The organism is Ralstonia sp. 25mfcol4.1 (assembly GCF_900104095.1).
Classification (GTDB): domain Bacteria; phylum Pseudomonadota; class Gammaproteobacteria; order Burkholderiales; family Burkholderiaceae; genus Cupriavidus.
Genome location: NZ_FNJO01000006.1, coordinates 237,954 through 260,561, shown reverse-complemented (window position 1 = coordinate 260,561; position 22,608 = coordinate 237,954). Strand labels below are relative to the sequence as shown.

The 22,608-nt window shown below is 64.7% G+C and carries 21 protein-coding genes and 1 pseudogene; 14 read left to right on the top strand and 8 right to left on the bottom strand.

The genetic code is table 11. The features are described 5' to 3' along the window. Positions 1-58: 58 nt before the first annotated feature. Positions 59-430, top strand: coding sequence for a hypothetical protein (locus BLQ58_RS13335; RefSeq protein ID WP_049815797.1), 372 nt, complete (start codon positions 59-61; stop codon positions 428-430). 220 nt (positions 431-650) lie between these two features. Further along, a complete protein-coding gene (locus BLQ58_RS13330; RefSeq protein WP_049815798.1) occupies positions 651-1,907 on the top strand; it encodes a BON domain-containing protein in 1,257 nt (418 codons plus the stop codon). Positions 1,908-1,986: 79 nt separating this feature from the next. Here the strand turns inward: BLQ58_RS13330 and BLQ58_RS13325 are convergent, their stop codons facing one another. Together BLQ58_RS13325 and BLQ58_RS13320 are read right to left on the bottom strand one after the other, a co-directional pair. Beyond that, on the bottom strand, positions 1,987-3,936 hold the full coding sequence (locus BLQ58_RS13325) for a methyl-accepting chemotaxis protein (protein WP_049815799.1): 1,950 nt from the start codon (positions 3,934-3,936) through the stop codon (positions 1,987-1,989). A 209-nt stretch (positions 3,937-4,145) separates the two neighbouring features. After that, the gene (locus tag BLQ58_RS13320) at positions 4,146-4,910 is read right to left on the bottom strand and encodes an SDR family NAD(P)-dependent oxidoreductase (RefSeq protein WP_029050733.1); all 765 of its coding nucleotides are present in this window, start codon (positions 4,908-4,910) and stop codon (positions 4,146-4,148) included. Between the two features lie 208 nt (positions 4,911-5,118). Between BLQ58_RS13320 and BLQ58_RS13315 the strand changes: the two genes are divergently transcribed. Further along, on the top strand, positions 5,119-5,745 hold the full coding sequence (locus BLQ58_RS13315; RefSeq protein ID WP_029050734.1) for a TetR/AcrR family transcriptional regulator: 627 nt from the start codon (positions 5,119-5,121) through the stop codon (positions 5,743-5,745). Positions 5,746-5,816: 71 nt separating this feature from the next. Next, positions 5,817-7,115: an MFS transporter gene (locus BLQ58_RS13310; protein ID WP_092598606.1), complete on the top strand. Its 1,299-nt coding sequence runs from the start codon at positions 5,817-5,819 to the stop codon at positions 7,113-7,115. 24 nt (positions 7,116-7,139) lie between these two features. On the opposite strand, the gene BLQ58_RS13305 is transcribed toward BLQ58_RS13310, so the two are convergent. Continuing rightward, positions 7,140-8,006 (bottom strand): LysR family transcriptional regulator, encoded by an 867-nt coding sequence (locus tag BLQ58_RS13305; protein WP_029050736.1) that lies wholly within the window; start codon positions 8,004-8,006, stop codon positions 7,140-7,142. Positions 8,007-8,128: 122 nt separating this feature from the next. Between BLQ58_RS13305 and BLQ58_RS13300 the strand changes: the two genes are divergently transcribed. The 4 genes from BLQ58_RS13300 to BLQ58_RS13285 all read left to right on the top strand — a co-directional run bounded on the left by BLQ58_RS13300 (position 8,129) and on the right by BLQ58_RS13285 (position 10,972). Further along, entirely contained in the window at positions 8,129-8,551 is a 423-nt protein-coding gene (locus tag BLQ58_RS13300; protein WP_029050737.1) for a VOC family protein, read from the top strand. Between the two features lie 42 nt (positions 8,552-8,593). Continuing rightward, on the top strand, positions 8,594-9,289 hold the full coding sequence (locus tag BLQ58_RS13295) for a fumarylacetoacetate hydrolase family protein (protein ID WP_029050738.1): 696 nt from the start codon (positions 8,594-8,596) through the stop codon (positions 9,287-9,289). A 399-nt stretch (positions 9,290-9,688) separates the two neighbouring features. After that, positions 9,689-10,138 (top strand): hypothetical protein, encoded by a 450-nt coding sequence (locus tag BLQ58_RS13290; RefSeq protein WP_029050739.1) that lies wholly within the window; start codon positions 9,689-9,691, stop codon positions 10,136-10,138. A gap of 228 nt (positions 10,139-10,366) precedes the next feature. Further along, complete coding sequence (locus BLQ58_RS13285) at positions 10,367-10,972, top strand: TetR/AcrR family transcriptional regulator (RefSeq protein ID WP_029050740.1); 606 nt, start codon at positions 10,367-10,369, stop codon at positions 10,970-10,972. A gap of 295 nt (positions 10,973-11,267) precedes the next feature. Here BLQ58_RS13285 and xth read toward each other — a convergent pair. After that, positions 11,268-12,044 (bottom strand): annotated as a pseudogene (gene xth / locus BLQ58_RS13280) (exodeoxyribonuclease III); the annotation flags it as partial. 116 nt (positions 12,045-12,160) lie between these two features. Between xth and BLQ58_RS13275 the strand changes: the two are divergent. The 3 genes from BLQ58_RS13275 (at position 12,161) to BLQ58_RS13265 (ending at position 16,016) form a co-directional block, all read left to right on the top strand. Then, positions 12,161-14,494: an ATP-dependent DNA helicase gene (locus tag BLQ58_RS13275; protein ID WP_049815800.1), complete on the top strand. Its 2,334-nt coding sequence runs from the start codon at positions 12,161-12,163 to the stop codon at positions 14,492-14,494. 80 nt (positions 14,495-14,574) lie between these two features. Beyond that, positions 14,575-14,901: a thioredoxin family protein gene (locus tag BLQ58_RS13270; RefSeq protein ID WP_029050742.1), complete on the top strand. Its 327-nt coding sequence runs from the start codon at positions 14,575-14,577 to the stop codon at positions 14,899-14,901. Positions 14,902-15,065: 164 nt separating this feature from the next. Continuing rightward, complete coding sequence (locus BLQ58_RS13265) at positions 15,066-16,016, top strand: MBL fold metallo-hydrolase (RefSeq protein WP_029050743.1); 951 nt, start codon at positions 15,066-15,068, stop codon at positions 16,014-16,016. Between the two features lie 78 nt (positions 16,017-16,094). On the opposite strand, the gene BLQ58_RS28800 is transcribed toward BLQ58_RS13265, so the two are convergent. The 4 genes from BLQ58_RS28800 to BLQ58_RS13250 all read right to left on the bottom strand — a co-directional run bounded on the left by BLQ58_RS28800 (position 16,095) and on the right by BLQ58_RS13250 (position 18,446). Further along, complete coding sequence (locus BLQ58_RS28800) at positions 16,095-16,652, bottom strand: hypothetical protein (protein ID WP_139186108.1); 558 nt, start codon at positions 16,650-16,652, stop codon at positions 16,095-16,097. 248 nt (positions 16,653-16,900) lie between these two features. Next, entirely contained in the window at positions 16,901-17,218 is a 318-nt protein-coding gene (locus BLQ58_RS29485; protein WP_254775928.1) for a hypothetical protein, read from the bottom strand. Beyond that, entirely contained in the window at positions 17,215-17,751 is a 537-nt protein-coding gene (locus BLQ58_RS13255) for a PAAR domain-containing protein (RefSeq protein ID WP_139186107.1), read from the bottom strand. The genes BLQ58_RS29485 and BLQ58_RS13255 overlap by 4 nt, the downstream gene beginning before the upstream one ends. 221 nt (positions 17,752-17,972) lie before the next feature. Beyond that, a complete protein-coding gene (locus BLQ58_RS13250; protein ID WP_029050746.1) occupies positions 17,973-18,446 on the bottom strand; it encodes an Lrp/AsnC family transcriptional regulator in 474 nt (157 codons plus the stop codon). 206 nt (positions 18,447-18,652) lie between these two features. Here BLQ58_RS13250 and hppD point away from each other — a divergent pair, with 206 nt between their 5' ends. From hppD to BLQ58_RS13235, 3 genes are all read left to right on the top strand, one after another. Beyond that, positions 18,653-19,726 carry a 4-hydroxyphenylpyruvate dioxygenase gene (gene hppD / locus BLQ58_RS13245; RefSeq protein ID WP_029050747.1) on the top strand — a complete coding sequence of 358 codons (1,074 nt, stop codon included), beginning with the start codon at positions 18,653-18,655 and terminating at the stop codon, positions 19,724-19,726. 192 nt (positions 19,727-19,918) lie between these two features. Then, entirely contained in the window at positions 19,919-21,307 is a 1,389-nt protein-coding gene (locus BLQ58_RS13240) for an amino acid permease (RefSeq protein ID WP_029050748.1), read from the top strand. Between the two features lie 67 nt (positions 21,308-21,374). Further along, entirely contained in the window at positions 21,375-22,571 is a 1,197-nt protein-coding gene (locus BLQ58_RS13235; RefSeq protein WP_029050749.1) for an amino acid aminotransferase, read from the top strand. Positions 22,572-22,608 lie beyond the last annotated feature (37 nt).

Sequence of the window (22,608 nt, the reverse complement as noted above, 5' to 3'; positions counted from 1 at the left end):
GCGGCGCCGCGCCTCGACCCTGATCCGGAGCGTATTGCTCCTTTCCCGGAGAACTGCCATGTTGATTCCGCCACAGTTGCGGCCGGGCGTCGTCGCGCCGTCTCGCCCAAGCCAAGCCCGCATCATCCGCTACCGGATTCGGGGTTTCATCCTGCTGCTGCGCGTCCTGCTGCTTTGCTTTCACACGGCCGCCCACGCGGACAAGGCGCTTCCCGCGCCAGCCGAGGCGCGACCGCCCGCCAATTTTCTGGAAGCGGTGGCCATCGAATACGCGAACAGCCACCTGTTCAACACGGTGGAAGGCATTGCGCCGGTCCGCGAACCCCGCGCCGTGCCTGGCGAACCTGCGCCTGTGCCACAGCCGCCCAGTTCGGCCGCCACGAATGGTCCGCCCCCGGCCGGGAACATCCGTCGCGTGAACGCGCGGTGACCCACGGCGCACCCGCGCCCGACGTGCAGTCTTTACATGCAGCCTCGCAAGGCTTGCATGGAACGAGTGGTTTCCCGAGCGCCCCGTCGCCCGCCACGCCAGTCCGCACAAGGCGTCTTCGCCACGGTACGAAACTTGCCAGATTGTTGGAATGGCCAGCGGCGCGACGCGGCATGCCGCATCGCACGCATGGCGATCCCACAACCTTCAGGAGCGCAATATGGGCGACTACCACAGCGAGCGCAATCGCCGGAACACCCCCTGGCGAGCCGATGAAAACCGACGCGACGACGACATGGGCGATCCCTGGGACGATGGCCGCGGCTCACGCTGGCAGGATCAGGACTGGCAGCCCGAATCGTTCGGTGACAACTGGGACGACGCGCGGCGCCGCCAGCGCCTGACGCCGGGGCAGCTAAGCGAAGGCGGTCCGGCACCATCGGGCTATCGCGGCCGGGACGATCGCGGCAGCGATCTGCAATACGGACTGAACGGCGGTTATGGCGAGTCCCCGGAGGACGACCAGGACTGGCGCCAGCGAGAGCAATACCGCAGCCGCCAGTACGCCAGCGAGTATGGCGATTACGGCGATCTGGGCGACGAGCGCCGGCGCGTCGACTATGGCGTGCACCGCCGGCAAGGCGAGTTTGGCCAGTATGGCTCCGGCGGCGACTACGGCAACGATGACGAAGGGGGGAGCCGCAGCCGCGGTGACGACTGGCAGCGCGGCCAGGGCGGCCGGGCTGGCCGGGAGTCGGGCGAACGGCGCGACGAACGCGGATTCGGCAACGCCGACCAGGCCTGGCTGCGCGCGGCGGAGCGGCGCGCCCCGGCATATCGGGGCCAGGGCGGCGACGAGCACAGCGGTCAGGGCAGCGGCCGGGGCAGCGGCCACACCGCCTATTTCAACGACCTGCGCAGCGATACCCGCTACTGGACGGAGCCGCGCGACGAATGGGGCGAAAGCCGCCCGTCCTACCACGCGCAACGCTACGGGCGGGACTATATGAGCGGCGGCGATGACCGGGAACGCGGCTATTCGCAATCGGGACGCGAATCCGGCGGACGGTGGCGCGAGGCGTGGCGCGACCATGACGACGACCGTGAAGAAGAGCACGGCGCGCTCTACAACCTTGGCCACCGCATCGGCCAGGCCGTCAGCGACTGGTTTGGCCCCGGCGCCATGGAAAAGCGCGCAGGCCCGCGCGGCTACACGCGCACGGACGAGCGTATCCGCGACGAGATCTGCGAACGGCTGACCTTCACCAGCGGCATCGACGTGCGCGAGGTGTCGATCGACGTCGACAAGGGCAAGGTCACGCTTGGCGGCACGGTGCAAACGCGCGGCCAGAAATACGATATCGAGGATCTGGCCGACAACACGTTCGGCGTGACGGAAGTGGAAAACAACATCCGCGTCCAACGCCAGGATGTGGATGCCGCCGTCACCGGTGCCGGCGGCTTCAACGGCTGGTAAGGCCGGTCCGGCCCGCCCGGCAACACGCGCCCGCTGCGAAGCGGGCGCTTTGCTTTCGGGGCCTCCGTTTTCACACGCCCTACGCCGCCAGCCGGAACACGCTCACCGCCTGCTCCATCCGCTCGGCCTGTTCCTGCAGCGCCCTGGCCGCCGCCGCAGCCTCTTCCACCAGCGCGGCGTTCTGCTGGGTGACCTGGTCCATCTGGGTCACAGCCTGATTCACCTGCGCAATGCCGCCGCTCTGCTCGTGCGACGCGCGGCTGATCTCGTCCATCATCGTCGTCACGCGCTGCACCGCCGTCACCACTTCACTCATGGTGGCCGCGGTATCGACGGCCAGCGCCGTGCCATCGGCAACACGGCCTGCCGACTGCGAAATCAGCGTGCGGATTTCCTTGGCCGAATTGGCGGCGCGCTGGGCCAGCGTGCGTACCTCGCCCGCCACCACCGCAAAGCCTCGCCCGGCCTCGCCGGCCCGGGCCGCCTCGACGGCCGCGTTGAGCGCCAGGATATTCGTCTGGAACGCAATGCTGTCGATCACAGCGATGATGTCGACGATCCGGCGCGAATCGGCCTCGATCTCGCTCATGGTCTGGCGCATGCGGCTCACCGACTCGCCACCCGCCACGGCAATGCCGGCCGCTTCGGCAGCAAGCGTGCTGGCCTGGCTGGCGTTGCCGGCGTTCTGCTGCACGATCGACGTCAGTTCCTCCATGCTGGCCGCCGTCTGCTCCAGCGACGACGCCTGCGCCTCGGTGCGCTGCGACAGGTCCGCATTGCCTTGTGCGATCTGCCCCGCCGCCACCAGCACGTTCTGCGCGCTGTCGCGCGTATCGCCGATGATGCCGCGCCATGCCTCCACCAGCGTCATCAGGTGCCGCTTGACGTCGCTGAGTTCGTCCCGGCCGCGCGCCTCGATCTGCACGCCCAGGTCGCCGTCGTTGATGCGCGTCACCAGGTCGGCCACATCGCGGACGTCGTCGCGCATGCCACGGCTGAAACCGGCAAACAGGTAGAGCGCGCCGCCCACGGTCAGCAGCGCAATGGTTGCCAGCACAGCCAGCTTGCGCTGCTCGGCGGCCACGCGCTGCGCCAGCATGGTGCCCGCCAGGGCGGTGAACTCGCGGCTGACCGCCGATACGGCTTCGATCGCGGCGGTGCCCTCGGCAAAGTACGATTTGGCATCGATCGTGATACCGGCCGAACCAAGCATGCTGACCTTCAGCGTGCGATAGAAATTGTCCACGGCCGCCAGCTGCTTCATCGCCGCATCCACCCGGTCGTGATACTGCGGCGCGGCGCGCTCCACGCGGGCCATGTCACGGCGGGCAACTTCCAGCCCGTCCAGGATCTGGTCGGCCAGCGCGGCCAGGTCGGCCTGCTGCGCGGCGTCGGAATAGCCGCCCTGGGCGATGATGCCGGCGCCCCGCCCGCGCGCCAGCGCGCTGACTTCGGCCAGCTTGGGCATCGGACCCACGGTCAGGTTGATCAGGTAGTAGGAGCCGGCCTCTGGATCAAGCGCCAGCGACGAATGGTCGGCCACGTCGCCGATGAACAACCGCGTCTGCCTGACCAGCGCGGTATGGCGCTCGAACAGCGGCGCGGCAGGCGTGTCGAGGCCAAGCTTGCGGATCTGCTGCCAGGATTCGTCCAGCTTCCGTACGTCGGGCGCGATGGCAAACGATTCAATGGCACCCGATTCCCCGAGCAGGCTGGCCAGATGCTGCGCGGCCTTGCCGTCGGCGGCGTCGAAGGTGGGCCGGAAACTGGCGTTGCCGAGCAGCACGCCATTTGCAGCGCCCCGGCGCACCTGCGTTTCGCGCATGAAGTCCAGCGCGATACCCACGAGCTTGAGGCCGCGCTGCTCGTCCTGCGTGTCGCGGATCGACTGCACAGACTGGTTCAGCACCGCCAACAGCGCCCCGCACAGCGGGATCAGGAACAGTACGGACAACAGCACCAGCTTGCGCGTGATGGTCAGGCGGGACATCAACCGGGTGGCGGGGGTCAGGAATGCGGTCACGATCATCCTAGATTCGAGGGTCTCATAGCCCGCTGTAACGGCTTCAATTCGTAGGAATAAAGCCATTTTTCCCGCTATTTCGCGCGCTTTTTGATATCGCACAAATGCAGTGCGATCCGCGCACAATGCCAGTGCCGCGCGCACAAAAAAGGCGCGGCCGACTGCACATGTCTTGCAGCCGGCCGCGCGCTGGTGCGCTGCTGACAGACGCGGATTTATGCCGTGGCGCCGCCGTCCAGGCCGATGGTCTGACCCGAGATATAGCGGCCCGCCGGCGATGCCAGCAGCACCGCCAGGCCGGCTACGTCGCTGGCCTCGGCGATGCGGCGCATCGGGATATTGGCGGACAGCGCCTTCTCGCGTTCGGGGTCGCCCCACAGCGCGTCGCGCGAGAAGTCCGTGCGCACCGGACCGGGGTTGATGCTGTTGACGTTGATGTTGTACTGGCCCAGCGTCTGCGCCAGATTGCGCATGGCCAGGTCGGTCGCGCCCTTCGAGATGCTGTACAGGGCCAGCATGGCGGAGCCGCGCCGCGCGGCAATGCTCGACATGAAGATGATCGAACCGTCCTTGCGCTCGATCATCTGCGGCGCCAGCGCGTTTACCAGCACCAGGTTGCCGCGCACGTTGCCGGCCATCACCTCGTCGAACTGCTCCGGCCCCTGCCCCAGCATCGAACCCACCGCCGTGCTGCCGGCGGCGTTCAGCACCAGCGCGTCCACGCGGCCGAACCTGGCCAGCACCTGGTCGGCAAAGGCGCGCACGCTGTCGAGGCTGACGATGTCGCAGGCAATGCCCGTGGCATCGATGCCCTGTTCGCGCAAGCCGGCCGCAACCTTGTCGGACACCGCAGCGTCGCGGCCCGATACCACCACGCGGGCACCAGCCTGGCCCAGGGCACGCGCCATTTCCAGGCCCATGCCCTTGGTGGAGCCGGTGACGACCGCGACGCGGCCAGACATATCGAACAGTTTGAACATGACAGGTTCTCCTTTGGGGGTGAGGAAAGGGTTTCAGGGTTTCAGGATTTCGGTTTCAACGCTTCAACGCTTCAACGTTTGCGGCACCTTCGCCGGATGCCGCCATCGCCCAGTTTGGATGATGATCGACATCTATTGAATAAAGTATGGACATCATCTAAACTGCGGTCAAGCTCGTTTTTCAAGAATTTGCGACAAGGAGATCGACATGGCACGTGCATCACGGGCAGTCGCCGATCAGCATAGGACAGCCATCGAGGCTGCGTCGGCACGGTTGTTCCGCCAACACGGCCTGCACGGCGTCACGGTGGCGCAGGTGATGGCTGACGCCGGACTGACCCATGGCGGTTTCTACGGTCATTTTTCGTCGAAGGACGAACTGGCGGCGGTGGGCTGTGCGCGTGCCTTTGCCGATTCGGCGGCGCGCTGGCGGCAGCGGATCGAACAGGCCGGCGGCGACACGCACGCAGCCCGGCGCTTTCTGGTGGATCAATACCTCGGCGAAGTGCATCGCGATGCACCCGAACATGGTTGCCCGGCGTCGGCACTGGTTGGCGACGTGGCGCGCGAACCAGCCGGCAAGCCCGTGCGCGGCGCCTTTCTGGATGGCATCCGGCAGCTGCTGGACGCCTGGAAGACGCTCGCACCCGATGCGACAGCGGCGGGGCCCGGTGCTGACGACGCCCTCGCGCACCGCACTGCCCTGCTGGAAATGGCCACGATGGTCGGTGCCGTCACGCTGGCACGCGCCACCGCCGGGGATCCCCTTTCCGACGACATCCTGGACGCCGCCCGCGCCTGGCTGCTGAACGCCGGCGAGGCCGCCCCGGCCTGATCGCCTTGGGCATCGCGCCATAACCGTCGATGCCTTTCCTCCTTCCACCCCATCGCCCCCAACGGAGCCCCATGTTTGCGCAAGCCCTATCCAGCCGGCTGGACCGGCGCGGCATCCACTACGCGTGGATCGTCGCCGCCATCACGTTCTGCGTGATGCTGACCACTTCCGCCGCGCTCGGCCTGCCCGGCGCCTTCCTGAAACCGCTGACCACCGAGATGGGCTGGAGTACCGACCAGGTGTCATCGATCCTGGCCTTCCGCTTTGCGCTGTTCGGGCTGATGGCGCCGTTCTCGGCCATCCTGATGGAGCGATTCGGTGTTCGCAATGTCGTCTGTGCGGCCCTGGCGCTGATTGCCGGTGGCATGGCACTGGCGACGGTCTCCACGCAGATCTGGCAGCTGTTCGTGGCCTGGGGCCTGATGCTGGGCGTCGGCTCCGGGCTCACGGCCCTGGTGCTGGCCGCCCTGGTGGCCAACCGCTGGTTCACGGCGCGGCGCGGGCTGGTCATCGGTGTGCTCACCGCCAGTTCCGCCACGGGACAACTCGCCTTCCTGCCTGTCGCGGCATGGCTGATCGAGCATATGGGCTGGCGCGTGGCAGTGCTGCCCGTGCTGGCGGCATGTGCCGCGCTGGCGGTGGTGGTGCTGGGTTTCCTGCGCGGGCGGCCGGCCGACGTCGGCCTGGCGCCCTATGGCGAAGTGCCGGCGGCGGTTGCCGCGGCGCCGGCGCCAGCCGCGCCCCTGTCATGGTCGGGTCCGTTCGTGGTGCTGCGCGAGGCAGCCCGCACGCAGACGTTCTGGATCCTGGCCGGCACCTTCTTTATCTGCGGACTGTCGACCAACGGGCTGATCCAGACGCACTTCATCGCACTGTGCGCAGACTTTGGCATGTCAGCCGTACCAGCCGCCTCGGCGCTGGCGATGATGGGCGCGTTCGACTTCGTCGGCACCATCATGTCCGGCTGGCTGTCGGATCGCTACGACAGCCGCAAGCTGCTGTTCTGGTACTACGCGTTGCGCGGCCTGTCGCTGTTCTGGCTGCCGCACTCGGAATTCACGCTCTATGGCCTGTCTGTGTTCGCCATGTTCTACGGTCTGGACTGGATCGCCACGGTACCGCCCACCATCAAGCTGGCCGGCAGCACGTTCGGCCGCGAGCGCGCCCCGATGGTGTTCGGCTGGATCTTCGCCGCGCACCAGATAGGCGCGGCCACGGCGGCGTTTGGCGCCGGGCTGTCACGCACGCTGTGGCTCACCTACTCGCCGGCGCTGTACGTTGCGGGTAGCGCCTGCCTGGTGGCCGCGCTGCTGGCGCTAATGGTGCGCCGCAAGGCGCCGGAAGCCACCCCACAGCCGGCACGGGCCTGAGAATCCCCTGTCCCGCCTTTCCCCTCAGCGTTCGCGGCTGGCCACCACGAACGCGTCGATCAGGGCGGCAGCCGACGCTCGCTTGAGCGCCGACTGCCGCACCAGCACCCCGATCTCGCGATACAGCGGCTGGCCCGGCATCGGCACTTCCTTGATGTGAGGGGTCTGCCGCAGCGGCACCAGTGCCGACGGAATGATCGCGCAGCCCAACCCTTCGCTCACCATCTGCAGGATCACGGCGGGCTCGTCCAGCTCCATGCCCTCGCGCACCCACAGCCGGTGGCGCCGCAGGTACCGATCCACCAGCTGCCCACCCGTGGAGTGGCGGTTGTAGCGGATGAACGGCACGGTCTCCAGCAACGTCTTCAGGGTGTCCGGCGCGTCGGGCGGCGCCACGGCCACGAACCGTTCGCGGATCAGCGGCACCCATTTCAGTTCCGGCGGAATGCCGAGGCGTGGCTTCACCAGCACGGCGATATCCAGTTCGCGGGCATCCACCTGAGTCAGCAACTGGGTCGACATGCCCGGCACGATGTTCACGTGGGTGTCGGGGTGCGCCACCCTGAAACGCTGCATCGCCTGGGGCAGCAGGCTCGATTGCACGGTGGACACGGCGCCAAGGTCCAGCGGCGCCATGTCGCGGTGGGCCCGCGCACCTTTCATCGATTCGTAAAGCCCGACCATCCGCGCGGCATCGTCCAGCATCTGGCGGCCTTCGTCACTCAAGGCCACCGATTTGCCAGTGCGGTCGAACAGCGTGCAGCCCAGATCGTCTTCCAGGCGGCGGATCTGCGTGCTGACCGCCGATTGCGTCAGGCCCAGCCGCGTGCCGGCGGCGGAAAACGAGCCGGTTTCGGCGGCCACCAGGAAAGTCTTGAAGTAGCGTAGCAAGGCGCGATTCAAGCATCGAAATTTTCGATACTTAGTCAAAAAATGATTCGTTTCATATTACGAGTTCTGCTGATTACAATCAACGACACACTCCACAACCGCCTCTCCAAAGAGCCACAGCGATGAGCGCCATTCCCCTGTTCCACCTTGCCTTTCCGGTTCACGACCTCGCCACCGCACGCCAGTTCTATGGCGACCTGCTGGGCTGCCCCGAAGGGCGCAGTTCGGACGCCTGGGTGGACTTCAACTTCTACGGCCATCAGGTCGTGGCGCACCTGTCGCCGGACGAATGCGGCCATCGCGCCACCAGTGCCGTGGATGGCGACGATGTCCCGGTACGCCATTTCGGCGCGATCCTGCCGATGGCCGAATGGGAACGCCTAGCAGACAAACTGCGGGCCGCGGGCACGAAGTTCGTGATCGAACCGCACGTGCGCTTCAAGGGCCAGGTGGGCGAACAGGCCACGATGTTCTTCCTGGACCCGTCGGGCAACGCCCTCGAATTCAAGGCGTTTGGCGACCTGAGCCAGGTGTTTGCGAAGTAACCCGGGCAATCCTTTCCCACTGATAGAAAGACAGAGCGAGACATGACCGATTTCGTGATCCAACCCGCGCCGCAGGCCAGCGTGGCCGTTGCCGGCAGCCAGGCCCGTTTTCCGATCCGCCGCGTGTTCTGCGTGGGCCGCAACTACGCCGCGCACGCCCGCGAAATGGGCAAGGACCCTGACCGCGAACCGCCGTTCTTCTTCACCAAGCCGGCTGACGCCGTGGTGGCAGCCGAAGGCACCGTGCCGTATCCGCCACTGACCGAAAACCTGCATCACGAGATCGAACTGGTGGTGGCCATCGGCAAGGCCGGCACCAACGTCAAACCCGAACAGGCGCTGGATCTCGTGTGGGGCTATGGCGTGGGCGTCGACCTGACGCGCCGCGACCTGCAGGACGTGGCCAAGAAAATGAGCCGCCCGTGGGACTGGTCGAAGTCGTTCGACGCGTCGGGCCCGTGCGGCCCGCTGCAACCGGCCTCGGCAATCGGCCACCCGGCCAAGGGCGCCATCTGGCTCAAGGTTAATGGCGAAATGCGCCAGGAGGGCGACCTGACCGAACTGATCTGGCCCGTGGCCGACGTCATCGCCTATATCTCGGAGGCCATGGCCCTGCAACCCGGCGACCTGATCTTCACCGGCACCCCGGCGGGTGTGGGCGCCCTGAACCCCGGTGATGCCGTGACAGCTGGCGTCGAAGGTGTCGGCGAGATCGCTTTCACGATCGGCAAGCGGTAAACCTGGCCGTACGGCTGATGCAAGGGCGGCGAGGTCCCAGCGCGGGGCGTCGCCGTTTTCTCATTTAAATTCAACGGATTACCATAGAATGGAGGGGCGCGTAGAGCAAACCCTCCACCTTGCACATCGGAATTTCTTCAAATTCTCCTTGCTTATCTATCTAGTAGTAGATAATATTCGAGCCATGGACGACGCAACGCAGCAAACGAAACAAGCAGCGCAGCCGAATCCAAGCATCATCAGGTTGTTTGTCAGTACCGGAAGCGGTCTTTTTTTTAGCGCAACGTATCTATCTAGCAGTAGATAGCAGCCAGAACAAAGACCCCTGATTCGCAGCACAGACATCGGCCAGCGATCCACACACGAACCGGGATCGCCGACCTTGCAAAGGAGAGCATCATGAACGCCAAGACCATCGTTACCGCCGCCGCCCTCGCCGCCGCCTTTGTGACTGGCGCCGTCCAGGCAGCCCCCGCCGCGCAAAAGACCGGCGAAGTCTACGGTTACAGCTATCGCGTGCAAGACCAGCGCAGCGCATTTACCGATGGCGCCCGCCAGGGCAAGTTCGATGCCTTCACCGAAGGCGCCCGCATCGGTAACCGGGACGCCTTCACCGACGGTGCCCGCGTGACCAACCGCGACGGCCTGGTGGCCAGCATCGGCAACCGCGACGCCTACACCGATGGCGCACGCGTCGGCAAGGCCGACCCGTTCACCGACGGCGCCAAGATCGGCAAGTTCGACCCGTACACCGATGGTGCCCGCACCGTCGCCGGCCTGGACCGCACGGGTGTGTCGTCCGAACCGTCGCGCAACTTCGACGTGTACACCGACGGCGCCCTCGTCTGAGCCCCCGCAACGGCCGTGACCCGGTAAATGACGGGGCACGGCCGCAACAGATACCTGGAGTTTCATCATGACCTTGCGTGACACAGCCCTGATCCTGGGCGGCTGGGTGGTGCTCTGCCTCACCAGCGGCGCAGTCCTCTCGCTGGTTGCGCAGACGCTGTCCATCTGAGAGGACGGACGGGCGAACAACCGGAGGGTCCATCGCCACAAAAGGCGCGGACAGTTGACATGAAAACGCATTCCGTACGCGATCAATTGCTCGAGCACGCCTCCGTGCTGATCCGGCAACGGGGCTACAACGGTTTCAGCTACCGCGACCTCGCGGAGCTGGTAGGCGTGAAGACATCGAGCATCCACTACTACTTCCCGGCCAAGGACGACCTGGTGCTGGAAGTGGTGCGCCTGTACCGTGAACGCTCGCAGGCCCGGCTGGCGGCCATCGACACATCGCTGCCGCTGATCGAGCAGGCGGAGCGATATGTGGGCCCGTTGCGCAACGATATCGAGCTGAACCAGATCTGCCTGGCCGGGATGTTGTCCGCCGAGGTGCTGGCACTGCCCGATGCGATCCGCAGCTACCTGCAGGCGCATTTCCAGGCGAATGAAACCTGGATCGCGAACCTGCTGCGCCGCGCCGAAACCGAACGCGGCCAGCCGTACCCGGTGCCGCCGCAGTTGCTGGCCAAGGTGCTGTATGGCGCGATCCAGAACGGCATCATCACCGCGCGGATGTCGGGCTCCAGCGACCGGCTGGACGCCGCGGCCGACATGCTGCTGGGCGCCGTGCGCGGGTCGATGTGCGCGGTGACGGAGCACGAACCGGCGATGGCCTGATGACCCGCCTGGCCTGAACAGTTTTCTGGGCGCCCCGGTTCAGGCGCCCGACGCCAGCTGTCCGCTCTCGCGACGGGCGTCACCATTTCTCCGACGCCGGGATCGTCCCCCGGCGATTTTTTGTTTACGAGCCGGCCTTCTTCGTGGCGGCCTTCTTTGCAACGGCCTCCTTTGCAGGCGCGTTCCTTACGGGCGCCTTCCTTGCCGCCGACTTTTTTGTAACGGACTCCTTCGCCGCTACCTTCGTCGCTACCTTCGCCGCAGCCTTCGTCGCTGTTCCGGCCGGCTCCCCGCCGCCAGCGTCGATCACCACCCATGCCGGCGCATGATCGCTGGCCTTCTCCTCGCCGCGCACCCATTTGTCGACGCCGGCATCACGCATCCGCATGCCCGGGCTCAGCAGCAGGTGGTCGATCCGCAGCCCCGAATTGGTCTGCCAGTGCTGGCGAAAGTAATCCCAGAACGTGTAGATCTTCTCGTCGGGATAGCGCGCCCGCAGCGCATCGGTCCATCCCTGCGCCAGCAGACGCCGGTAACATTCGCGGCTTTCCGGCTGCAACAGCGCATCCTTGAGCCATGAACGCGTGTTGTAGATGTCGTCATCGGTGGGCACCACGTTGTAGTCGCCGGCGATCACCACCGGGTGGCCGCTCTCCAGCAGGGTCTGCGCATGCTGGATCAGCCGTTCAAACCACGCCAGCTTGTAGTCGAACTTCGGGCCCGGCTGAGGATTGCCGTTGGGCAGGTACAGGCACGCGATCAGCACGCCCTCCACGGCGGCTTCCAGGTAACGGCTCTGCGTGTCCTCGTCGCCGCCCGGCAGTCCGCGTCGCACCTCCACGGGATCGGCGCCCCTGGCCAGGATCGCCACGCCATTCCAGGACTTCTGCCCGTGCCAGATCGCCCCGTAGCCGGCCGCGCGGATCTCGTCGATCGGAAACCCCTCGTCCACCGTCTTCAGCTCCTGCAGGCAGGCCACGTCGGGCGCCTCGCGTTCCAGCCAGTTCAACAGCGCCTGCAGGCGCGTGCGTACCCCGTTGATATTGAAGGTGGCGATCTTGAGCGGATGCATCGGAACGTTCTCCTTTCAGGCCGGTTTCCATCTTAGATTCCCGCGCGGGGATTTCCTGTCGGTGTCCGATCACTGTATATTCATACAGTCCCGCGATCTTCCACCCCCTTTGCGTCTTGTCCGCCACATCCACCAACCCGCCCCGCTATACCGTCGCCGTGCGCACCCTGTGCGAGTTCACGGCCAAGGCGGGCGACCTCGACCTGCGCTTCACGCCCTCACCCACGGGGCAGGAGGGCGTGGCCGGGCATGGCGTGGTGACAAGCCGGCGCGGGCCGGGCTATGAGGCCGAGGTAGCCCTGTCGGGCGATTTCGAGGGCCTGCGGGTGCGCGGGCGGGCCGATGGCTACAACCCGGTGACCAACCGCGTGGAAGAAATCAAGACGGTGCGCGGTCAGAAGGTGGAGATTCCGCAGAACCACCAGGCGCTGCACTGGGCCCAGGCCAAGATCTACGGCTGGTTGCTGTGCCAGTCCCGCGAACTGAAGCAGATCGACGTCGCGCTGGTGTATTTCGACATCGTGAGCCAGCAGGAACGCGTGCTCAAGGAACGATTCGAGGCCCAGGCACTGCGCGAATTCTTCGAGGACAGCTGCCGCCGCTTCATGCACTGGGCCGAGCGCGAGGCCGCGCATCGCGCGGGCCGCGACGCCGGGCTGGCCGCGCTGGCCTTCCCGCACGGCACGTTCCGCGATGGGCAGCGGCTGCTGGCGGAATCGGTCTACAAGGCCAATGCGTCGGCGCGCACGCTGCTGGCGCAGGCCCCGACGGGCATCGGCAAGTCGATCGGGACGGTGTTTCCCGCGCTCAAGGCCATGCCGACGCAGCGCATCGACAAGGTGTTCTTCCTGTCGGCGCGATCCACGGGGCGCGCCGTGGCGCTGCATGCCACGCGGCAGCTCAGGCAGAACGCCGACGAAACGCCGCTACGCGTGCTGGAGCTGACCGCCCGCGACAAGGCCTGCGAACACCCCGACCTGGCCTGCCACGGTGAATCGTGCCCGCTGGCGCAGGGCTTCTACGACCGCCTGCCCGCTGCCCGCGACGCCGCCAGCCGCGCGCCGCTGCTGGACCGCGCCACCACGCGCGACATCGCCCGCGCACACCAGGTCTGCCCGTATTACCTGGCCCAGGAGATGATCCGCTGGAGCGATCTGGTGGTTGGCGACTACAACTACTACTTCGACCGCAGCGCGCTGCTGTACATGCTGACCGCGATGAACGAATGGCGCGTCAGCGTGCTGGTGGACGAAGCGCACAACCTCGTGGACCGGGGCCGTGCGATGTACACGTCCACGCTCGACCATGCGGCGTTCCGGGGCGTGCGGCTCGCCGCGCCGGCGGCGCTGAAGCGTCCGATGGACCGCGTCTACCGGCAGTGGCATGCGCTGGCCAAGTCCGGCGATGCCGCGTACGAAACGCGCGACGAGGAGCCCGCCGCGTTCGTGGAGGCGCTGGTGCAGCTTTGCACGGCCATCATCGACGACATGAGCGACCATCCGCAGCGGCACGACGCCGCGCTGGAACGCTTCTATTTCGATGCCATGCATTTCCTGCGGCTGGCCGAGCAGATGACCGAATACGGCGGCAAGCATTCGCTGTTCGACATCACGCGCACGCCGCGCAAGCGGACTGGCTTCGACGCCGACCTGTGCATACGCAACCTGTTGCCGGCCCCCTACCTGGCCCCGCGCTTCGCGGGCGCGCATTCGACCACCCTGTTCTCGGCCACGCTGCAGCCCGCCGACTACTACCGCAACCTGCTGGGTCTGCCCGCCAGCGCGGTAGGCGTGGAAGTGCCTTCGCCATTTCAGGCCGAGCAGCTCGATGTACACGTCGCGCGCCATATTTCCACGCGCTTCGCACAGCGCCGGCGCTCGCTGCCCGCCATCGTGCAACTGATGGCCGACCAGTTTGCGCGGCGTCCAGGCAACTACCTGGCGTTCTTCAGCAGCCACGACTATCTGCAGCAGGCGGCTGCGCTGCTGGCCGAACAGCACCCCGGCATTCCCGCCTGGTCGCAGGCGCGCGGTATGACCGAGGCGGGCCAGGCAGCCTTTCTGGACGCCTTCGCACCCGGCGGCCAGGGCATCGGCTTCGCGGTGCTCGGGGGGGTATTTTCCGAGGGCGTGGACCTGCCCGGCGACCGCCTGATCGGTGCCTTCGTGGCCACCCTGGGCCTGCCGCAGATCAATCCGGTCAACGAGCAGCTGCGCGAGCGCATGGAAACCGTCTTCGGACAAGGCTACGACTACGCCTACCTGTATCCCGGCCTGCGCAAGGTGGTGCAGGCCGCCGGCCGGGTGATCCGCACCCAGCAGGACCGCGGCGTGGTCTGGCTGATCGACGATCGCTATGCGCGCGCCGAAGTGCAGGCGCTTTTGCCGGCATGGTGGGAAATTCTTACCGGGCCGCCGGCGCACGCGCGCCCGCTGTCGCTGGCAGAATGACGGCTACGCCGCTGGCGCGGAAATCGCGTGTCGGGGCATAAGCCTTCACCAGATCCCATGTATCGACGGAGTCCCAACCGATGAGCATGACCCACACTTTTGCCACGACGGAGCCGTCGCGCGACGAGATCGATGCGCTGCGCGGCGCCACCATCCTGGAGTTCGGCACCCCCTGGTGCGGCTTCTGCCAGCGCGCGCAGCCGCTGATCGAATCGGCCTTCGGCCAGCATCCGGCCATCGGCCATATCAAGGTGGAGGATGGCAGCGGCCGTCCGCTGGGGCGCTCGTTCCGCGTCAAGCTCTGGCCCACGCTGGTGTTCCTGCGCGACGGAAAGGAAGTGGCGCGCCTGGTGCGCCCGAACGACGCCCGGGATATTACCGAGGCCATGCGCAAGATCGACCAGTGATTCGCCGAAGCCCGCGTCCCCGGGTTCGCTTTGTCCCACTGAACGTTCCATTCGTGCCTTGATGATGTGCGAAGGCCGGCGCTAAGGTTGTGCCTGCCTATTCTGGCTGTTTTCCGATTTCAATGTCGGCGCGACGGCCAATCACAACATCAAGGAGACAACACGTGTTCCAGCCCCGACGCCGCAAGGTGCTTGGCCTGGGCGTGGCCGCCGCCGGCGCCGCCCTGCTGCCCCAGATCCCGTTCGCTCAACCGGCCGCCGGGCCGGGCGGCACCCGGCTGATCCTCCTGGGCACCAAGGGCGGCCCACGCGTGGGCGGGTCGCGCTCGAACCCGGCCAACCTGCTGCTGATCAACGGCGTGCCCTACGTGATCGACTGCGGCTCGGGCGTGTCACGCCAGATGGTCAACGCCGGCGTGCCGCTGTCGGCGCTGCGCTACGTGTTCATCAGCCACCACCATTCGGACCACGATCTCGAATACGGCAACCTGATCTACAACGCATGGGCCACGGGCCTGAACCAGACCGTGCATGCCTACGGGCCCGCCGGAACCGCCGAAATGACGCGCACCTACTGGGCGCTGAACCGCTTCGACATCGACACGCGCATCGCCGACGAAGGCCGTCCCGACATCCGCAAGCTCGTGGAAGCCACCGATATCACCGACAACGGCGTGGTCCTGCAAAACGCCGACGTCAAGGTGACGGCCTTCCGCACGCCCCACCCGCCCATCGTCGACAACTTCGCCTACAGGTTCGAGACGGCCGACCGCACCATCGTGTTTTCCAGCGACACCGCCTACAACCCGAAACTGGCCGAATTTGCCAAGGGCGCCGACGTGCTGGTGCACGAGGCCATGTACGGCCCGGGCATCGACGCCCTGGTGGCCCGCGTGGCCAACGGCGCCACCATCAGGAAGCACTTCCTGGAAAGCCACACCCTGACTGAAGACGTCGGCCGCATCGCCGCGGCGGCGGGCGTGAAAACGCTGGTGCTCAGCCACTTCGTGCCCGGCGATGACGACCGCATCACCGACGAAATGTGGGCCGCCGACGTCCGCAAGCACTACAGCGGCCGGATTGTGGTGGGGAAGGATTTGATGGAGGTGCGGTAGGCTTTGACAGCCAATCCTATGGAGCGACAACAATCAGCCCGCACTATGGCGGGCTGCTTTTACTCGCCAACCGCAAAATCAATCTGACTTGAATCCCTTGAACGTCTTGGTGTCCGCTACGGCATAGTAAAGCTGTATGCCCTTTCCCTTGGCAGGCGCAAATCGACCGATATACCCGGCCATCACGAACGCCGCAGAGCCCTGCCCAGTCGATTCCACTACACATACGTACCGGCTTGTTCCCTGTGTCACGACGCCATAACCAGCGCGCAAGGGGACTTCCAAAGGTGCCGGCTTCCATTGCGAAAGTGGAATGGCCGTCCGGATATACCCGCGACGTCTGCCTACAAATACATAGTCGTTATCCCCGCCCTTGCTGACAGCGTATCCGACGCGGACACCGGGCAACCGCTCCGGCCAGGTCAAGCGGTAGCCGGGAACGTCCTCAACCACCTGATGGCCGCTCGCCCCCATCACGACGGAAATGCCGGCAGCCGTTGAATACCCGAGCAGGCAACTTTCGATGACAGCTTGCGGCGGCTGCGCGTGGGCAACGGAACAGCAACCGACAAGTAAAAATACAGATGGCGCGAATCGCATTACCTGTGCGCCTTTCCTCTGGAAATCTTCAGCCATTCGCTCCCAAATTTCCAAAATATCGTTCCTCCATGGGCCGCAGTGGATTCGTAAGTGTATGGATATGTTCCTATAACCTTTCGTTCCTGAACGATTTTTCCGCGTCGTCTCTTCTTGACAACGATCGATAGCTCATACTCGCCATCCGTCGCTTTGACATCATAGATGTTGTGTCGCGGATCGGAGAAATATATTCCCGCTCTAACCTTCTGATGAGCCTTGTAGTTTGATTTGATATCGGCACCATCTCAGAAATATGCGCCATTTGAGTGGTCTACACCATCCGCAAAGGCATTTTGTGCCGCCGCTATTGCGACAGACATCTCAGGCGATTTTTCTATTTGAGCATCCGTCGATTTCATTAGCTTTGCAAATCTTTGATTACCGTCGGCCACGACAAAACTGAAGGACCGCTCCTTGGTCGTGAAGATGGCCATAGTTTGATATCCACGTGCCTTCATTTGCCTGACGCTGGCAATGGCCGCCATTTCCTCATAGACATTCTTCGGTGACGATTCGCCATAAGCAATCGCGGCCAGCAATCTCGTTTCCGAATCGTAGCTCATGCCTGCCGCCCCTCATGCCAAATAACCGCTTCTAAATAGCATTGCCCCGCCACGGCTTGAGTGCACCCGTTATCCATCAATTGATCCCTGAATACCATCTCGCCGTCGATGTAAAGATCGTAGCGCAGGCCGGTCACCCGTTCACCCGACCCGGTATTTACTACCTCAAAATACTGCTCAATTACTTCGTCATCACTGTCCGACTGACAATCTTGCACCGACGCTGGAGCAAGCGAGCGCGCATCACAGATTTCAACCCACGAGTCATACTGAGTTTCAATAACAAGTGGTTTCTCGGTACACTCGCAATAGACCCGAGCGCCAGATACCAACGCCTGTCTGCCGTCCTGATCGAAGTCCGGAAAACAGTTATTGAATACACGCCCGGTCGATTTACACGCAGGGCAGGTTGCCACATCGCCTTCGGACCCTACTGCCTTCCCCATATCAATGAAACCGTGGTCCGTGACAATCAACTGCCCGCCGGTACTGGTGGGATCCATATCTCGCAAGAAAAATCGAATATCTCTCATCGGTCCACCTGACCCTTTTCTAGATTGATAATCCCCCCATATGGCTGGTTTCTTGTGCTACGAGAGTACGACATTTCTGACCTCCGAGAGATTTTGGACAAGCCCCACATCTCTAGCACGAGGCACCGCTCACAAAAATCGCATATCTCCGATTTCCCTAACCCAACAAAACAAAAAGCCCGCACATGGCGGGCTTTTCACTCGTTCATCCGCAACCCTGCTCACAAATCCAGCGGCATCGCGCTTGTGCACTTGATTTCGTCCAGGCACACGCTTGACTTCACGCCGCTCACGCCGGGGATGCGCATCAGGGTGTCGAGCAGGAAATCGGACAGCGACTTCAGGTCCCTGGCCACGACCTTCAGTACGTAGTCGATGTCGCCGGTCACGGAGAAGCATTCCTGGATCTGGGCGAGTTCCGCCACCAGTCCCTTGAATTTGGACAAATCGCGAATATGGCCGCGTTCCATCGTCACGTGGATGAACGCCGTCACGCCAAATCCCAGCGCGTTGCTGTCGAGCCGCGCCTCGTAACGCTTGATGATGCCGCCCTCCTCCAGGCGGCGGTGGCGTCGCAGCGTCTGGGCCGGGGACAGGTTGATCGCCTCGGACAGTTCCAGGTTGGTGGCGCGCCCATGTTCCTGCAGCTCCGCCAGCAGGCGGCGATCGATGCGGTCGAGGTCGGTTTGCTGCATTCTGATTTCCTGAGATGGCGGTTTGACGAAATCTTATCTCATCTTTCAGGGTTTCCCTGCGTGCCTTACGAAATCCTATTTAGCGGGGCGGGTTCTACAATTTCCTCACGTTGCGCAGCGCGCCAAGCGTCCCCCAAGCCACTCGCGCGGCTGCCTCACCGAAATATTATTTCCATCCCCTCTCTCGCCCCCGAGGTGCTCCGATCATGGCCGACCTGTTTGAAAACCCGATGCAACTGATGGGCTTCGAGTTCGTTGAATTCGCCTCGCCCACGCCCAACGTGCTGGAACCGCTGTTCGAGAAAATGGGCTTTACGCTGGTGGCCCGTCACCGCTCGAAGGACGTGGTGCTGTATCGCCAGGGCGACATCAACTTCATCGTCAACAACGAGCCGCATAGCGAAGCCGCCTATTTCGCCGCCGAACACGGCCCCAGCGCCTGCGGCATGGCCTTCCGCGTCAAGGACTCGCACAAGGCGTACAACCGCGCGCTGATGCTGGGCGCCCAGCCGATCGAGATCGCCACGGGCCCGATGGAACTACGGCTGCCGGCCATCAAGGGCATTGGCGGCGCGCCGCTGTACCTGATCGACCGCTTCGAGGACGGCAAGTCGATCTATGACATCGACTTCGAATATATCGAGGGCGTGGACCGCCACCCGAAGGGCCACGGCCTCAAGCTGATCGACCACCTGACGCACAACGTCTACCGTGGCCGCATGGCTTACTGGGCTAACTTCTACGAACGTCTGTTCAACTTCCGCGAAATCCGCTATTTCGACATCCAGGGCGAGTACACGGGCCTGACCTCGAAGGCGATGACCGCGCCGGACGGCAAGATCCGCATTCCGCTGAACGAGGAATCGTCCAAGGGTGCGGGCCAGATCGAGGAATTCCTGATGGCATTCAACGGCGAAGGCATCCAGCACATCGCCTTTGCCGTGGACAACCTGATCGACGTCATCGACAGCCTGCAACTGGCCGGCGTCGAACTGATGACCGCCCCGAACGACTATTACTACCAGGCCCTGGACACCCGCCTGCCGGGCCACGGCCAGCCGGTGGACCAGCTCAAGGCCCGCGGCATCCTGGTGGACGGCACCACCGAAGGCGGCCGGCCGCGCCTGCTGCTGCAGATCTTCTCGAAGACCGTGCTGGGCCCGGTGTTCTTCGAATACATCCAGCGTTCGGGCGACGATGGCTTCGGTGAAGGCAACTTCAAGGCGCTGTTCGAATCACTCGAACGCGACCAGATCGAGCGCGGCACGCTGAAGGTGTGACGCATCCGGCCCGGCGCTGAACCGGGCCGACCCAATTCCCTGCTTTTCCAAGCGTGTGCCGGTAAACTCCCGGGTTTTCGCCGGCGCGCACCCCTGCGTCCGGCGTTACCCGCGCCGGCGTTTTTTCAAAGCGCCCAATCCCAAAGAGGCGCGCCGCCATTCCACAAGAATGGGTAGAGGATAGACACCCCAATGCATGCTTCCGATAGCCAAGGCACGCTCAAGCGTGGCCTGAAGAATCGCCATATCCAGCTGATTGCGCTAGGCGGCGCCATCGGCACCGGCCTGTTCCTGGGCATCGCCCAGACCATCAAGCTGGCCGGCCCGTCCGTGCTGCTGGGCTACGCGCTGGCCGGCATCGTCGCGTTCTTCATCATGCGCCAGTTGGGCGAGATGGTCGTCGACGAACCGGTGGCCGGCTCGTTCAGCTACTTCGCCAACAAGTATTGCGGCCACTTTGCCGGCTTCATGTCCGGCTGGAACTACTGGGTGCTGTACATCCTGGTCAGCATGGCCGAACTGTCGGCGGTGGGCATCTACGTCCAGTACTGGTGGCCGGGCATCCCGACATGGGTGTCGGCGCTGGGCTTCTTCGTCGTCATCAACGCCATCAACCTGGCCAGCGTGAAATCGTTCGGCGAGATGGAATTCTGGTTCTCGATCATCAAGGTCGCGGCCATCGTCGGCATGATCGGCTTTGGCGGCTACATGCTGGGTACCGGCGGCGCCGGCCCCGAAGCGAGCGTGGCCAACCTGTGGCAGCACGGCGGCTTCTTCCCGAACGGGCTGGGCGGACTGGTGATGGCGATGGCCGTGATCATGTTCTCGTTCGGCGGCCTGGAGCTGGTGGGCATTACCGCTGCCGAGGCCGACAACCCGGGCAAGAGCATCCCCAAGGCCACCAACCAGGTGATCTACCGCATCCTGATCTTCTACGTTGGCGCGCTGGCCGTGCTGCTGTCGCTGTACCCGTGGCAGAAGGTGGTCACCGGGGGCAGCCCGTTCGTGCTGATCTTCCATGCGATGAACAGCGATATCGTGGCCACCGTGCTGAACGTGGTGGTGCTGACGGCGGCGCTGTCGGTCTACAACAGCGGCGTCTACTGCAACAGCCGCATGCTGCTGGGCCTGGCGCAACAGGGCAACGCCCCGCGTGCGCTGATGAAGGTGAACCGTCGCGGCATTCCGCTGGCCGCGCTGGGCGTATCGGCCCTGGCCACCGGCCTCTGCGTGCTGGTCAACTACTTCATGCCCGGCGAAGCCTTCGAACTGCTGATGGGACTGGTGGTCTCGGCCCTGATCATCAACTGGGCCATGATCAGCATCATTCACCTGATGTTCCGCCGCGCCAAGCGCGCCGAAGGCAAGACCACGGCGTTCCAGAGCCTGGGCTACCCGCTGACGAACTACGTGACGCTGATCTTCCTGGCCGGCATCCTGGTGGTGATGTTCCTGACGCCGGGCCTGCGCATTTCGGTCTACCTGATTCCGGTCTGGCTGGTCATTCTTGGCGTAAGCTATCGCCTCCGGCAGAAGAACGCCGGTTCGGCCATGCCCGCCGCGAGCGCCCAGATCCAGTAACCTGCCTGAGCGGCCCGTGTGCGCACCGGGCCGCTGCCCCCCTGAACCCGCAAGCCAGACGCATCCCATGTTCGAACACATCGAAGCCTTTCCCGGTGACCCGATCCTCTCGCTCAACGAGGATTTTCAGCAGGACCCGCGTACCAACAAGGTCAATCTGAGCATCGGCATCTACTTTGACGACGAAGGCCGCCTGCCCGTCATGCAGGCCGTGGCCGAAGCCGAAGCCGCGCTCCTGTCGGACATGGGCCCGCGCCCCTACCTGCCGATGGCCGGCATCGCCGCGTACCGCCAGGCCGTGCAGGCGCTGGTGTTCGGCGACGACTGCGCCGCCCGCGCCGAAGGCCGTATCGCCACGCTGCAGACGCTGGGCGGCTCGGGCGCACTGCGCGTGGGTGCCGACTTCCTGAAACGCTATTTCCCGACCGCGGAAATGTGGATCAGCAACCCGAGCTGGGAAAACCACCGCGTGGTGTTCGAACGCGCCGGCTTCAAGGTCAATACCTACCCGTACTACGACGCCGAAACCGGCGGCCTCAAGTTCGACGCCATGCTGGCGGCCATCCACGCCATTCCGCAGGGCGGCATCGTGCTGCTGCACGCCTGCTGCCACAACCCGACCGGCGTGGACCTGAACGAAGACCAGTGGCGCCAGGTGATCGGCGTGCTGAAGGCTCGCAAGCTGCTGCCGTTCGTCGACATGGCCTACCAGGGCTTTGGCTCGGGCCTGGACGACGACGCCTTTGCCGTGCGCGAACTGGCCCGCCAGAACGTGCCCGCGCTGGTGGCCAACTCGTTCTCGAAGAATTTCTCGCTATACGGCGAGCGCTGCGGCGGGCTCTCCGTGATCTGCCAGAGCGCCGACGAAGCCAGCCGCGTGCTGGGCCAGCTGACCGGCGCCGTGCGCGCCAACTACAGCAACCCGCCCACCCACGGCGCCCGCGTGGTGGCCCGCGTGCTGACCACGCCGGCCCTGCGCCAGAGCTGGGAAACGGAACTGGCAGCCATGTGCCAGCGCATCACGCGCATGCGCCAGGCCATCCACGACCAGCTGCGCGAGCATGTCAGCGGCGAAAAGCTGTCGCGTTACATCAAGCAGCGCGGCATGTTCACCTACACGGGCCTGTCGGCCGACCAGGTGGACCGCCTGAAGAACGAGCACGGCGTCTACGTGCTGCGCTCTGGCCGCATGTGCGTGGCCGGCCTGAACGAGCGCAACGTCGGTGTGGTGGCGAATGCCATCGGCCAGGTGCTGAAGGGCTGATAGCTGGACCGCGCGCCTTCGACGCGCCATCGCGTTT